We start from the raw sequence: 12,917 nt of genomic DNA, 5'->3' as shown, positions 1-12,917 counted from the left end.
GTGCACCGTAGGGTGGGCACTGGTGCCCACGCGGTCGTACGGGTGCGTGCCGCAACGTGTGAAAACTCATTCGACGTATGCACCGCGGTATTGCGCGGCATTTCGATATGCATGCGTTCGACCGCGTGGGCACGAGTGCCCACCCTACGGTGCACGACGGCCAGTGGTGGGCGCCATCGTTACCAAACCTCCAGACGAAAAAAAACCGGCCCGCAGGCCGGTTTTTCCATCAGCGAGGTGCTGATTACTTCTTTGCAGCGTCAGCAGCGACGTCAGCAGCGGTCGAAGCGGCCGAAGCAGCGTCAGCAGCAGCAGCCGAAGCGGTTGCAGCAGCAGCAGCAGCGTCAGCAGCTGGGGTAGCAGCAGCGTCGGTGGTGGTGGTCGTCGTGGTGGTCGCGTCAGCGGCTGGAGCAGCAGCGTCGGTGGTGGTGGTCGCTGCAGGTGCTTCAACAGCAGCTGGGGTGGTGGTGGTGGTGGTTTCTTCTTTTTTCGAGCAAGCAGCCAGAGCAACAGCCATCAGCGAAACGATCAGCAGGGATTTTTTCATGGTTTTTCCTTAATTAAGTTTAGTACTTGTGTTGCGATGAATAATTACCGGTAATTATCGCTCTTTTGGAATTCTCGTGGCTTTCGTACTGGTAACAGTGCTTGATAGACAACGGAACCTTCCTAACCCGATATTATAGCCAAATTTACCGAATCGCAATAGAAAACCAATGCCAAAATGGAAGTATTTTGTGACTTGATAAGCTTCATTTTGTTACAAGATGCTACAAACATCAAGATTTCTATTTGCGTATCGATTTAAATCAAATTTACAGTCCGGTGACGGTCGGTGAGAGTGTCAAACTCGACTCTTCCCACAGCGCTTCGAAGCGGTGCGCCGGCAGTTCGACCGCGGCCGGACTGGCGAATACTGCTTCGCCGCGCATGTGGTCGCAGTGAAAACGCCGCACCACATGCATGCCATCGGCCAGTGCGAACGAATCCGACAGGTGCCGCAACGAGCGCGGACTCTGGCGGCATTCGATGCGCTCGCTGTAGTAACGCACGAGACCCAGAAAGCGTGGACACGATTGTTGAATAAAAGTGAAGTCGTGCAAAGCCAGGCGCAATCGGCCGCCGCCCTGGAAGAAGGCGCGCAGCGTCGCTTCGACGTCCGGCGCGCCCAGCGGAAACGCGGCGAAATCGGGATCGAACAGATCGAGCCGGAAAGTGGCGCGCGCCAGCAGCGCGCGCCATTGCACCTGCAGCTCGCGGCGCGTATCGAAGCGGACGCTGGCCGGCTCGCTCATGACATCCTCAACCCAGCTCGACCCAGCCGTCCTGGTACCAGGTGTACAGGGCCTCGAGCACGTCGTCCGATGCCTGCGCCAGCGCTTCGCCCGTCAGGCGCCGTTCGTTGGCGAGCACGTCGAGGACAATTTTGTCCGCACGGTTGACCGCGAACGATTCGCCGTTGATGAAGACGTGCTTGCCGCGGTACAGCATCAGCGACTTGGCCGACAGTTTCAGGCCGCGTTTGGCGGCCGTCTCCATGAAGCGGCCGACCACCAGCGGCTTGGGTGGCGGCGTGAAGAACACATTGTGCTTCGGCTCGGACATGTATTCGCCGAAGAACACCGTCACGTCTTCCTCGTCCCAGCGCACCTTGTTGAGTTCTTCCGTCACCGAAGCCAGCATCTCGCGCGGGATCTCGGCCGGGTTCTTCGCCGGCTGCAGGCCGGGGTCGGCGTAACGGCCGGGCAGGTCGATCGAGTCGGCCATGAACTGCAGGAAGGCTTCGCCCAGTTCCTGGAACGAAGGCGCGCGGAAACCGATCGAATAGGTCATGCATTCGCCCTCGGCCACGCCGTCGTGGGCGTAGTGCGGGGGCAGGTACAGCATGTCGCCCGGTTCGAGCACGAATTCTTCTTCCGGGGTAAAGTTCGACAGGATCTTCAGCGGCATGCCGTCGACCAGCGACAGGTCTTGCTGGGCGCTGATCTTCCAGCGGCGCTTGCCCTGCGCCTGCAGCAGGAACACGTCGTAGGAATCGAAGTGGGGGCCGACGCCGCCGCCGTCGGTGGCGTAGCTGACCATCAGGTCGTCCAGGCGCGCATCGGGCAGGAAGCGAAACTCGCGCAGCAAGGCATCGGCGCGTTCGTCGAGCAGGTTCACGCCCTGCACCAGCAGGGTCCATTCGCGCTGGGTGCGCGGCGGCACCTCAAGCAGCGGGCCATGCTGCATGTCCCACTGGCCGTCGACATTGGTGACCAGGCGCGACTCGACGTGGTTCAGGCGGGCCGCTTCGGCCAGCTTGTCGAATTTCAGCAGCGGCTTGAAGCCGGGGATGGCGTTGCGGATCAGCAGCGGCTTCTTGTGCCAGTAATCGCGCAGGAACTGGGCGGGGGTGATGTTCCCCAGGAGCTGTAATTTTTTCATGCGCCATTATAACCAGCGCTATCGGAGCGGCAGCGGACGAAGGGTTATAATTTGCCCCTTACAACGAAAGGAAATGCGATGAAGATTGCCAAGAATACGGTCGTGACGGTCAATTACAAACTGTCGGATGCACAGAACAACCTGATCGAAGAAGGCGCGCAGCCGATGGTCTACCTGCACGGCGGTTACGAAAACACCCTGCCGAAGATCGAAGAAGAACTCGACGGCAAGGAAGTTGGCTATTCGTCGACCCTGCAAGTGGAACCGGACGACGCCTTCGGCGACTACGATGCGGAACTGGTCAAGGTCGAAGACCGCAAGCTGCTGCCCGAGCCGCTGGAAGTGGGCATGCAGTTCGAAGGCATGGCCGACGGCGCGCCCGACGACGAGCCGATGATTTTCACCGTCACCGAAATCGCCGACGACAAGGTCGTGCTCGACGGTAACCACCCGCTGGCGGGCATGGCCCTGCGCTTCGAATTGTCGGTGGTTGACGTGCGCGCCGCCACCGATGAAGAGATCGCCCACGGCCACGTGCACGGCGCCCACGGCCACCACCACGGTGAAGACGCGGACGACGGCGAAGAGGGTGACCACTTCCGTAGCCAGCCGCTGCATTGATAGATGAATAGCCGGGGACAAGTGTCCCCGGTTTTGCATGTGGCGCGGTGGTTTGTGGTGACGCCATCACGATGCATATGTCCGCGTGGGCTCGCAATTGAGGCCCCCGGCCTCAATTGCCCCACCCTACACGGCGGTGCATCGTAGGGTGGGCCGGGCCGCGCAGGACCCCGAGCCCACGCGGAACGCAAGGTCACGTTGACCGCGTTTTAGCCACGCGGCTCACCTCACTCGGCCGCGTCCTTCACGCTGAACAACGCCTTCTCCCCCGGCGTCACGTCGATCTCGACCGCATCGTTCCCCACCGATACGTGCCCGACATTGTCGCGCCACTCGATCGCCGGTGTCGCCTTCTTCGGCAAAGCCTCGCTGTCCACCAATAACACCTTGCCCTTGAAGCGCTGTGCCAGCGATTGCACCTGCTTGCGTACCGCGGCGAAACCATCCTGCGCCACCGGCGCCCGGCGCAGCAGGCCGCGCAGGCCGGTCGGCTCGAGCTGCAGGGGTTTCATGTCGCCTTCCGAGAACAGCACGATCGCATCGACCTTGTCGCGCCGCGCCAGCGTGAACAGGCGGTTGAGCCAGAAGCGCGTCGCCACCAGCCGGTCTTCGTATTCGCTGTTGCGCCCGGCCGCGGCCAGGTAATGGTTGTTGTTGGCCGGGAGGTTGACGGTGGCGTACAGCACCGAGTCGACGCTCCAGTGGGCGTTCTCGGCATAGCTGCGAAAACGCGGGCTGGCCGACAGGCGCGTCAGTTCCAGCTTCTTCGAGCCCGCGGTATTCAATTCGCCGTGGAAGAGTTCGCGCAGCCGGTTCAGGCGCTCGACGGCGTTGGTGCGGCCAGCCGAGTTGCGGCATTCGGTCCAGTCGCTGCCGGCGGGGACCACGACGACAGGACGCTTCGCCTTGTCGAGCAGGTCGCGCCGCTCCTGGTACAGCTTGTCGCCGCATGGCTCGCTTGCCGCCTTGATGCCGGTGACGACGACAAAGGCGAGCGACTTCTCGCTCGTCTCCGCCAGCGCCGCCTTGAAGCGCGCATCGCCCGGCTTCGCGAAGCTATGGCCGATGACGGCGAAGCGGTGCGCATCGTTTCCCTTGCGGTCGCCCTTATTTTCACCACCTTGGGCACCGGCCGCCGGCGCCGACAGCACCGCCGCCAGCGCGGCCAACAGCAGCAGGGAACGCGGGCGCGGCATCAGACCGGGTCGCGCATGACGGCCAGGCGCTTGAGCTCGTAGAGCCGTTCGAGCGCTTCGCGCGGGGTGAGGGCGTCCGGGTCGAGTTCGTCCAGGGCGACGGCCAGCGCGGATGGCACGGCTGCTTCGGCCACGGCCGGCTCCTCTTCGGCCTCGTCGCAAGGCAGCGCGAACAGGTCGAGCTGCGGCGTGGTGCCGACCGCCTGCGATTCGAGGCGCGCCAGGTGCTTGCGCGCGGCCTTGATCACGCTTGGGGGCACGCCCGCCAGCTGCGCCACCTGCAAGCCATAGCTCTGCGAGGCCGGGCCCTCCTGCACCGCGTGCAGGAAGACGATGGTGTCCTTGTGCTCGACCGCCGACAGGTGCACGTTGGCCGCGCTCGGGTGGCTCTCGGGCAGCTGGGTCAGCTCGAAATAATGGGTCGCAAACAGGGTAAAACTGCGGCTGTTGTCGATCAGGTGGCGCGCGATCGCCCAGGCCAGCGCCAGGCCGTCGAAAGTGGAGGTGCCGCGCCCGACTTCGTCCATCAGCACCAGCGAATGCTCGGTGGCGCTGTTGAGGATCGCGGCCGATTCGGTCATCTCGACCATGAAGGTCGAGCGCCCGCCGGCCAGGTCGTCGTTGGCGCCGATGCGGGTGAAGATGCGGTCGATCGGGCCGATCGTCGCGCTCGTCGCCGGCACGTAGCTGCCGACGTAGGCCAGCAGCACGATCAGCGCGGTCTGGCGCATGAAGGTCGATTTACCGCCCATGTTGGGGCCGGTAATGAGCAGCAGGCGCCTGTCGTTGGACAGCTTGCAATCGTTGGCGATGAAGCGTTCGATCTGGCGTTCCACCACCGGATGGCGGCCCTCGACGATGGAGAGACAAGGCGCATCGACCAGCTCTGGCGCGCACCAGTTGTGGGGCAGCGCATGGCTGGTTAGCGCCACCAGCGTATCGATCTGGGCCAGGCCCTGGGCGACACGCTGCAGGTCGCCGATGTGCGGCGCCAGGCAGGTCAGCAGTTCGTCGTACAAGGCCTTTTCGCGCACCAGCGCCTTGTCCTGGGCCGACAGCGCCTTGTCCTCGAAGGCTTTCAGTTCGGGAGTGATGTAGCGCTCGCAGTTCTTCAGCGTCTGGCGGCGGCGGTAGTCGTCCGGCACCTTGTCGGCCTGGCCGTTGGTGACCTCGATATAAAAGCCGTGCACGCGGTTGTACTCGACGCGCAGGTTGGCGATGCCGGTACGGGCACGCTCGCGCGTTTCGAGGTCGACCAGGAACTGGCCGGCGTTCTGCGACAGCGCGCGCAACTCGTCCAGTTCGGAATCGAAGCCGCTGGCGAACACGCCGCCGTCGCGCACCATCGCCGCCGGCTCCTCGGCCACCGCGCGCGCCAGCAGGTCGAGGCAAGGCAGGGGCGTGTCGAGGGCGTCGTGCAGCGTGCGCAAGAGGCCGGAGTCGCCCGGAATGAAGCAGCGCGCCACCTGTTGGCGCAAGGCCGGCAATTGCTTCAAGCCGTCGCGCAGGCTGGCCAGGTCGCGCGGACGCACCGTCAGCAGCGCGATGCGCGTCGTGATGCGCTCGATGTCGGGCACGTCGTTCAGGGTCGCGGACAAGTCGGCCGTCGCATCGCCCTGGGCCAGTGCCTCGATCGCTTCATGGCGCGAACGCGCCACGGCCTGGTCGCGTTTGGCATGGTGCAGCCAGTGGCGCAGCAGGCGCGAGCCCATCGGGGTGCGGCAGCCGTCGAGCAGCGAAAACAGCGTCGGCGACTCCTGGCCGCGGATGGTTTCGGTGAGCTCCAGGTTGCGGCGGGTAGCGGCATCGAGGCCGATGAACTCGTTCTCGCTCTCGACCGCCAGGCTGTTGACGTGCTGCAGGCCGCGGCCCTGGGTCGATTGCGCATAGCGCAGCAGTGCGCCGGCGGCGCCGAACGCCGCGCCCAGGCCATCGGCGCCGAAGCCGGTGAGGGTGGCCACGCCCAGCTGCTCGAGCAGCGCCTTGTGGCCCTTGACCACGTCGAAATGCCATTCCGGCACGCGCTGGGTATGGGCGAAGGGATTTTCCTCGAACATGTCGCCATCGTCGGCGCGCAGGATCTCGGCTGGAGAGATGCGCTCGAGTTCCTGCGCCAGGCGCGCCGCCACCGTGCGCTCGTCGCCACTGAATTCCATCAGGCGCAGCGCGCCGCTGGCCAGCGACAGCCAGGCCAGGCCGACCGTGCTCGACTTGCGCTGGGAGACAGTGCACAGCGCCAGCAGCGCGCGCTCGGCCTTTTCGGGCAGCAGGTCGGAGTCGGTCAGGGTACCGGGCGTGACCACGCGCACCACCTTGCGCTCGACCGGACCTTTACTCGTGGCCGGATCGCCGATCTGCTCGCAGATTGCGCACGATTCGCCCAGCTTGACCAGCTTGGCCAGGTAGCCGTCGAGCGAGTGGAAGGGCACGCCGCACATCCTGATCGGGTTGCCGCCGGAGGAGCCGCGCGCGGTCAGGGTGATGCCGAGGATGCGCGCCGCCTTTTCGGCGTCGTCGTGGAACAGCTCGTAGAAGTCGCCCATGCGGTAGAACACCAGCATGGTGGGGTAATCGGCCTTGATGCCCAGGTACTGGGCCATCATCGGGGTGACTTTTTCGGAGGTTGCGCGGGCCGCGGCGGCGTTGATTTCGGTGGGAACGGTGGTCATGTGGGTTGTATTCGGGAAGGCAGGAACGGATCGCCGTACCAGGACCGCCATTCTACAACCTTCGGCTGCTCAGCTGCGCAGCAGCTTCATGATGGTCTCGATCCGGTAGGGCTTGGTGGTGAACAGGTAGCTGCGCTCGCGGTCGGCCAGCATGCCCGGCACCGTGAAGCCGGAGGTCAGCACGATCTTGATGCGCGGGAAGAACTCGCTGACGGCGTCGGCCAGCTGCAGGCCGTTCATGCCAGGCATCATGATGTCGGAAAAGACGGCGTCGATATCGCTGTCCCCTTCCAGGATGCGCAGCGCTTCCATGGCCGAGTTGGCGACCACGACGTCGAGGCCGCGGCTGGTGAGCAGCGCGTCGGCCAAGTCGGCCAGGTCCGCTTCGTCGTCGACGACCAGTACCTTGCGTACCAGGCCTGCGCCGGCGCCGGCGCCGGCATCTTTTTCATCGGCCCGCGCACCCATGGTCCCGGGTGGGACGGCATTCGACAACCAGCGGACATGCGGCGTACCGTACACGGCGACTCCATGATGTATCAACAGACTAACGATTATAGACCAGCGGGCGTGCCGTTCCGACACGTTTTGCTGCCGCACGGTCATGCCTGATGGCACCTCGGCAAAATAAAGGGGGCATGCGCTCTTGATATCGGCAAAACAGCCATAAACCCATGTGTATGGCTACCCAACGCAAAACCATCCTCGTCATCCACCCTTCGGCGCGCGATCCGGCCGACATCCGCCGTCTGCTCGGCGCCATGGGCCACATGGCCGTTACCGCGTCCGGCCGGCGCGCGGCGCTCAAGGCGCTTGGCACGGTGCGCTTCGACGTCATTCTCACGAGTATCGGCGCCATACAGCCGGGGGGTGAGCGCAGTTTCGTACAGGAGCTGCGCGCGGTCGCACCCGGGAGCGCCGTGGTCGGCTTCAACGAACAGGCGCCCGAGGCCGCCAACGAAGCCTGGATGGGCGAATGCGACGCCATCATCCGGGCGCCGCTGTCGTCCTCGAAGCTGCAGTGGGCGCTCGACTTCGAACTGCGGTATTTCGGGAGCTGAGCCGGTAGCCGGGGCGAGCACGGGGCCGATTTCAGTAGCCAGCGCCAGAAAAAGATATAAACTTTTTCACATTCCAGCCAAAATACATAACGGATAGTCTAAACTTGGCATTTCATCTTTTGCTCCGAAAACATGTCCGAATCCGCCAACGCGCCCAGCATGCCCATGTCCGCCGGCACTGTGCGCAGTACGCTCGCGTTTCCCGTGGTCGGCATCGGCGCTTCGGCTGGCGGCCTGCCGGCGCTGTTGCAGCTGTTCGAGAACATGCCGGCCGTGCATGAAATGGCCTTCGTGGTCGTCCTGCACCTGTCGCCCAAGCACCCCAGTTCCGCCGCCGCGATCCTGCAGCGCGCCACGCGCATGCCCGTCATCCAGGTCAGTTCGCGCGTACGTATCGAATCCGGCCATGTGTACGTGATCGCGCCCAACCAGCAGATGGCGATGCGGGACGGCCTGCTGCTGGTCGACGAGCTCGAACGTCCGCGCGGCCGCCACATCGCGATCGACATGTTCTTCCGTACCCTGGCCGAAACCCACCGCGAACGCGCGATCGCGATCGTGTTGTCGGGCACCGGGGCCGATGGGGCCGTCGGCCTGGCGCGGGTCAAGGAGCAGGGCGGCGTGACCCTGGTGCAATTGCCCGAGGATGCCGAGCACGACGGCATGCCGGCGGCGGCGATCCTGACCGGCGCGGTCGACTTCGTGCTGCCCGTGGTCGAGATGCCGCAAAAGCTGATTGAGCTGTGGAACAATGCGCGCGCCATCGAGTTGCCGCCGGCGGGCGACGGCGAGCAGCCGGTCGCCCATGTGAGCGAGCCGGTCGATACCGTGGCCGCCGAAAGCGCGCTGCAGGAAATCATCGGCATGCTCCTGAACCACTCCGGCCACGATTTCCGCCATTACAAGCGCGCGACCGTACTGCGCCGCATCGAACGGCGCCTGCAGGTATGCGGGGTCCGCACCCTGCCCGAATACCGCGACGTGCTCGCCTCCAACAGCGCCGAGTACAAGTCGCTGCTGGCCGACATGCTGATCGGGGTGACCAATTTCTTCCGCGACCGCGAAGCCTTCGAGTCGCTCGAACGCGAGATCCTTCCCGACCTGTTCAAGGACAAGGGGCCGACCGACGAGGTGCGGGCCTGGGTGGCGGCCTGCGCCACCGGCGAGGAAGCGTATTCGATGGCCATGCTGCTGGCCGACCAGGCGGCGCTGTCGGAACATCCCCCCGTTTTCCAGGTGTTCGCCTCGGACATCGACGAGCGCGCCATCACCACTGCGCGCGCGGGCAATTACCCGGCATCGATCATCACCGACGTAACGCCCTCGCGCCTGCGCCAGTATTTCACCAAGGAAGACGACCGCTACCGGATCCGCAAGACGCTGCGCGACCGGGTCCTGTTCGCCGCCCACAACCTGCTGCGCGATCCGCCGTTCTCGCGCCTCGACCTGATTTCGTGCCGCAACCTGCTGATCTACCTGAACCGCGAGGTGCAGATCCGCGTGCTGCAGACCTTCCACTTCGCGCTGAAGCCGGGCGGCTACCTGTTCCTGGGCAGCTCGGAGTCGGCCGAGTCGGTCGCGGAATTCTTCATCCCGGTCGACAAGAAGAACCGCATCTACCGCGCCCGCGGCGGTACCCGTACCCTGCAGTACCAGCCCCACCATGGGGCGGCGGCCACTACGCGCCTGGTCGACCCGATGCGCGTGAAGTTGCCGGGCAAGCGCCGCTTTTCGTACACCGAGCTGCACCAGCGCGCGCTGGCCCAGTTCGCACCGCCTTCGGCCGTTATCGACGGCGAGGGCAATATCGTGCACATGTCGGAAGAGGTCGGCCGTTACCTGCGCATGGGCGGCGGCGAGCCCTCGCGCAACCTGCTGGCCCTGGTGCTGCCGGAATTGCGGCTCGAATTGCGCTCGGGGATCTACCAGGCGACGCAGAACGTGGCCAGCGTCGAATGCCGCCCGATCGAGCTGCCGGACAGGAAGGAGCTCGGTACCGTCGCCATGACGGTGCGCCCGTTCCGCGACGAGGAGGCCGAAACCGATTTCCTGCTGGTGCTGTTCAAGCATGTCGAGCAGACGGCCGACCAGGCGGCGGGGCTGCTGCCGAACGGCAGCCAGGACGTCGTGCTGTCCCAGCTCGAGGCCGAACTGCAGCGCAAGCGCATCCAGCTGCAGGAAACGATCGAGAACGCGGAAGTCTCCACCGAAGAGCTGCGCGCCTCGAACGAGGAGCTGCAAGCCATCAACGAAGAGTTGCGCTCGGCCACCGAAGAGCTGGAAACCAGCAAGGAAGAGCTACAGTCTGTGAACGAGGAACTCGTCACCGTCAACTACGAGCTGAAGGTGAAGGTCGAGGAGACCGGCAAGGCTAACGACGACCTGAACAACCTGATCGCCTCGACCGACATCGCGACGATCTTCGTGGACAGCGGTTTGCGCATCAAGCGCTTCACGCCGCGCGCGGCCGAGCTGTTCTCGATCATCGGGTCCGACATCGGCCGTTCGCTGCTCGACCTGACCCACCGCCTCGACTACGACCAGCTGGCCGAGGACGTCAATACCAGCTTCGACACGCTGCGCCTGGTCGAGCGCGAAGTGCGCAGCATCGACGGCCGCCATTACATCGTGCGCATGCTGCCCTACCGCACCAACGAGGACCGCATCGAAGGCGCCGTGATGACCTTCTTCGACATCACCGCCCGGCGCGAAGCCGAGGAAAAGGCGCGCGCCAGCGAGGCGCGCATGCGCATGGTGGCCGAAAGCGCCGCCGACTACGCCATCATCACGATGGACGAAGAGGGCCGCGTCACCAGCTGGAACAGCGGCGCGACCCACCTGTTCGGCTGGACGCTGGAGGAAATGGAAGGCCACCACACGACGCGCCTGTTCGTGCCAGAGGATGTGGCCGCCGGCATGCCGGCCGGGGAACTCGCGCGTGCGCGCGACGACGGGCGCGCCGAGGACGAACGCTGGCACCTGCGCAAGGATGGCAGCCGCTTCTTCTGCAGCGGCGTGACGACCCCGCTGCGCAATGGCGGCTTCCACGGCTACGTGAAGATTGCGCGCGACGTCACCGAGCGCGAATTCAACGATGAGCACCCCACCACCGGGCGCCTGGAACGCGAGCGGGCGGCGCGCGAGGAAGCGCAGAACGCGGCGGCCATGAAGGACGAGTTCCTGTCGGTGATGTCGCATGAACTGCGCCATCCGCTGAACATGATCAACATTAACGTCGAGCTGCTCTCGCGCATGCCGGAAATCCGCAAGTCGGCGCCGTTCATGCGCGCCGCCACCATCATCCGCAACGCGGTGCTCAGCCAGGCCAAGATCATCGACGACCTGATGGACATGTCGCGCATACGTACCGGCAAGCTGTCGCTGGCGATGGCGCCGGTGGCGCTGGGGCCGATGCTGCAGGGGATCGTCGACGTCCAGCGTGCCGACCCGGCCGCGCGCGAGATCCAGATCGAACTCGTCAACCAGGCCGAGGGACTGTACGTGCAGGCCGACCTGGTGCGCATCGAACAGGTGCTCATGAACCTGCTGAGCAATGCCGTCAAGTTCACCCCGGGGGGCGGGCGTATCGAAGTACGGCTCGAACGCGATGCCGACCTGGCGCGCGTCGACGTGGCCGACACCGGCCAGGGCATCGCGCCGAGTTTCCTGCCGCACGTATTCGACATGTACGGCCAGAGCGTCTCCGTGACCACGCGTTCGACAGGCGGCCTGGGCATCGGCCTGGCGCTGGTGCGCGAGATTGTCACGCTCCACGGAGGGCGTGTGGAAGCCTTCTCGGAAGGCGTCGGCAAGGGCGCCCGCTTCAGCTTCTGGCTGCCGCTGCTCCACGGCGGCGGCGCCCTGGCGGCGGGCGGCGGGGGCAACGCCGAAGACTGCATGGCGGGCCTGCGCGTGCTGGTGGTCGATGACATGGAAGAGATGGTGAGCGCGTTCCAGTCGCTGCTGGAGATGAGCGGGGCGACCGTGTTCGGCGCCACCAGTGCCGAGCAAGGGCTCGCTTTCCTGGAGTGCGAGCAGGTTGACCTGCTGATTTCGGATATCTCGATGCCCGGGATGGATGGTTATGCGTTCATCGAGCGCATCCGCGCCAATCCGAAGCTGGCCGCCTTGCCGGCGATCGCGGTCAGCGGCGTACGGCGCGACAACGATGTCGCACGGACGCGCGGCGCGGGTTTCTCGGCCCATCTCGGCAAGCCGGTATCGATCGACCGCCTGCATGCGATCGTGGCCGAACTGCTGCCGCGGCGGCCGGCGCCGGACGCATCCTGACCGGGATATGTCCCCTCAACGCGACACGATCAGCTTGACGCCGAGCGCGACGAACACGGTCCCGGCCAGGCGGTCGAGCCATTTGCCGGCGCCGGGCTTGCGCTCGAGCCAGGCGCCCACGGCGCCGGCGAAATAACCCAGCAGCCCGAACAGCACCGCCGCCTGCAGCGTGAAAGTCAGGCCTAGCGCCAGCATCTGGCCGGGCACGTTGCCGTTGGCCGCGATCACGAACTGCGGCAGCAGGGAGAGAAAGAACAGCACCACTTTCGGGTTGATGGCGTTCGCCAATAAACCCTTCATGAACAGGCTGCGCAGCGACTGCGTGCCTGTGTCCTTGCTCGCTGCCTGGCCGCCCTGGCTGCGCAGCGCCCCGATCCCCAGGTAGACCAGGTACAGCCCGCCGCCGATGCGCAGCAGCGTGAACGCGGTGGGGGAGGCGGCAATGACCGCGCTGACGCCGATCACGGCGAGAAAAGTGTGGCTTAGGCAGCCGAGCGCGCAGCCCAGGCCGAAGACCATGCCTTGCTTGCGGCCTTTCGACATGCCCAGGCCCAGGACCATCAGGTTGTCGGGGCCGGGGGAGGCGGTGAGGAGGAGGGCGGCGAGCAGGAAGCCGAAAAATTGTTCGGGTGCGAGCATGGAATTTTATGTCAGTA

General features: G+C 65.0%; 10 protein-coding genes. 3 read left to right on the top strand and 7 right to left on the bottom strand.

Going from position 1 to position 12,917, the window contains the following annotated elements; all coding sequences use genetic code 11:
• Nucleotides 1-244 precede the first annotated feature (244 nt).
• The 3 genes from IFT60_RS07035 to IFT60_RS07025 all read right to left on the bottom strand — a co-directional run bounded on the left by IFT60_RS07035 (nt 245) and on the right by IFT60_RS07025 (nt 2,424).
• Nucleotides 245-547, bottom strand: a complete 303-nt coding sequence (locus IFT60_RS07035) for a hypothetical protein (protein WP_192050983.1) — start codon at nt 545-547, stop codon at nt 245-247.
• A 268-nt stretch (nt 548-815) separates the two neighbouring features.
• The gene (locus IFT60_RS07030; protein WP_192050980.1) at nt 816-1,295 is read right to left on the bottom strand and encodes a DUF7931 domain-containing protein; all 480 of its coding nucleotides are present in this window, start codon (nt 1,293-1,295) and stop codon (nt 816-818) included.
• Between the two features lie 7 nt (nt 1,296-1,302).
• On the bottom strand, nt 1,303-2,424 hold the full coding sequence (locus IFT60_RS07025; protein WP_192050978.1) for a ribosomal protein uL16 3-hydroxylase: 1,122 nt from the start codon (nt 2,422-2,424) through the stop codon (nt 1,303-1,305).
• Between the two features lie 78 nt (nt 2,425-2,502).
• Here IFT60_RS07025 and IFT60_RS07020 point away from each other — a divergent pair, with 78 nt between their 5' ends.
• The gene (locus IFT60_RS07020; RefSeq protein ID WP_192050976.1) at nt 2,503-3,045 is read left to right on the top strand and encodes an FKBP-type peptidyl-prolyl cis-trans isomerase; all 543 of its coding nucleotides are present in this window, start codon (nt 2,503-2,505) and stop codon (nt 3,043-3,045) included.
• 227 nt (nt 3,046-3,272) lie between these two features.
• Here IFT60_RS07020 and IFT60_RS07015 read toward each other — a convergent pair whose 3' ends face one another.
• The 3 genes from IFT60_RS07015 to IFT60_RS07005 form a co-directional block, all read right to left on the bottom strand.
• Nucleotides 3,273-4,241: a hypothetical protein gene (locus IFT60_RS07015; protein WP_192050973.1), complete on the bottom strand. Its 969-nt coding sequence runs from the start codon at nt 4,239-4,241 to the stop codon at nt 3,273-3,275.
• A complete protein-coding gene (gene mutS, locus IFT60_RS07010) occupies nt 4,241-6,910 on the bottom strand; it encodes a DNA mismatch repair protein MutS (protein ID WP_192050971.1) in 2,670 nt (889 codons plus the stop codon). Before mutS ends, IFT60_RS07015 begins: the two co-directional genes overlap by 1 nt.
• A gap of 69 nt (nt 6,911-6,979) precedes the next feature.
• Nucleotides 6,980-7,432, bottom strand: a complete 453-nt coding sequence (locus IFT60_RS07005; protein WP_374000826.1) for a response regulator — start codon at nt 7,430-7,432, stop codon at nt 6,980-6,982.
• 158 nt (nt 7,433-7,590) lie between these two features.
• On the opposite strand from IFT60_RS07005, the gene IFT60_RS07000 reads away from it, so the two are divergent.
• Both IFT60_RS07000 and IFT60_RS06995 read left to right on the top strand, forming a co-directional pair.
• A complete protein-coding gene (locus IFT60_RS07000; protein ID WP_192050968.1) occupies nt 7,591-7,971 on the top strand; it encodes a DNA-binding transcriptional response regulator in 381 nt (126 codons plus the stop codon).
• A gap of 159 nt (nt 7,972-8,130) precedes the next feature.
• Nucleotides 8,131-12,261: a CheR family methyltransferase gene (locus tag IFT60_RS06995; protein ID WP_229510721.1), complete on the top strand. Its 4,131-nt coding sequence runs from the start codon at nt 8,131-8,133 to the stop codon at nt 12,259-12,261.
• Nucleotides 12,262-12,276: 15 nt separating this feature from the next.
• On the opposite strand, the gene IFT60_RS06990 is transcribed toward IFT60_RS06995, so the two are convergent.
• On the bottom strand, nt 12,277-12,900 hold the full coding sequence (locus tag IFT60_RS06990; RefSeq protein WP_192050963.1) for a LysE family translocator: 624 nt from the start codon (nt 12,898-12,900) through the stop codon (nt 12,277-12,279).
• Nucleotides 12,901-12,917 lie beyond the last annotated feature (17 nt).

The organism is Massilia sp. CFBP 13721, from assembly GCF_014842025.1.
Classification (GTDB): Bacteria; Pseudomonadota; Gammaproteobacteria; order Burkholderiales; family Burkholderiaceae_D; genus Telluria.
This window is presented reverse-complemented; position numbering and strand designations above follow the sequence as displayed.

What these genes read in the sequence shown, in the direction of transcription:
- IFT60_RS07035 (WP_192050983.1), bottom strand. Translation starts at nt 547, where the DNA reads ATGAAAAAATCCCTGCTGATCGTTTCGCTGATGGCTGTTGCTCTGGCT.
- IFT60_RS07030 (WP_192050980.1), bottom strand. Translation starts at nt 1,295, where the DNA reads ATGAGCGAGCCGGCCAGCGTCCGCTTCGATACGCGCCGCGAGCTGCAG.
- IFT60_RS07025 (WP_192050978.1), bottom strand. Translation starts at nt 2,424, where the DNA reads ATGAAAAAATTACAGCTCCTGGGGAACATCACCCCCGCCCAGTTCCTG.
- IFT60_RS07020 (WP_192050976.1), top strand. Translation starts at nt 2,503, where the DNA reads ATGAAGATTGCCAAGAATACGGTCGTGACGGTCAATTACAAACTGTCG.
- IFT60_RS07015 (WP_192050973.1), bottom strand. Translation starts at nt 4,241, where the DNA reads ATGCCGCGCCCGCGTTCCCTGCTGCTGTTGGCCGCGCTGGCGGCGGTG.
- mutS (WP_192050971.1), bottom strand. Translation starts at nt 6,910, where the DNA reads ATGACCACCGTTCCCACCGAAATCAACGCCGCCGCGGCCCGCGCAACC.
- IFT60_RS07000 (WP_192050968.1), top strand. Translation starts at nt 7,591, where the DNA reads ATGGCTACCCAACGCAAAACCATCCTCGTCATCCACCCTTCGGCGCGC.
- IFT60_RS06995 (WP_229510721.1), top strand. Translation starts at nt 8,131, where the DNA reads ATGCCCATGTCCGCCGGCACTGTGCGCAGTACGCTCGCGTTTCCCGTG.
- IFT60_RS06990 (WP_192050963.1), bottom strand. Translation starts at nt 12,900, where the DNA reads ATGCTCGCACCCGAACAATTTTTCGGCTTCCTGCTCGCCGCCCTCCTC.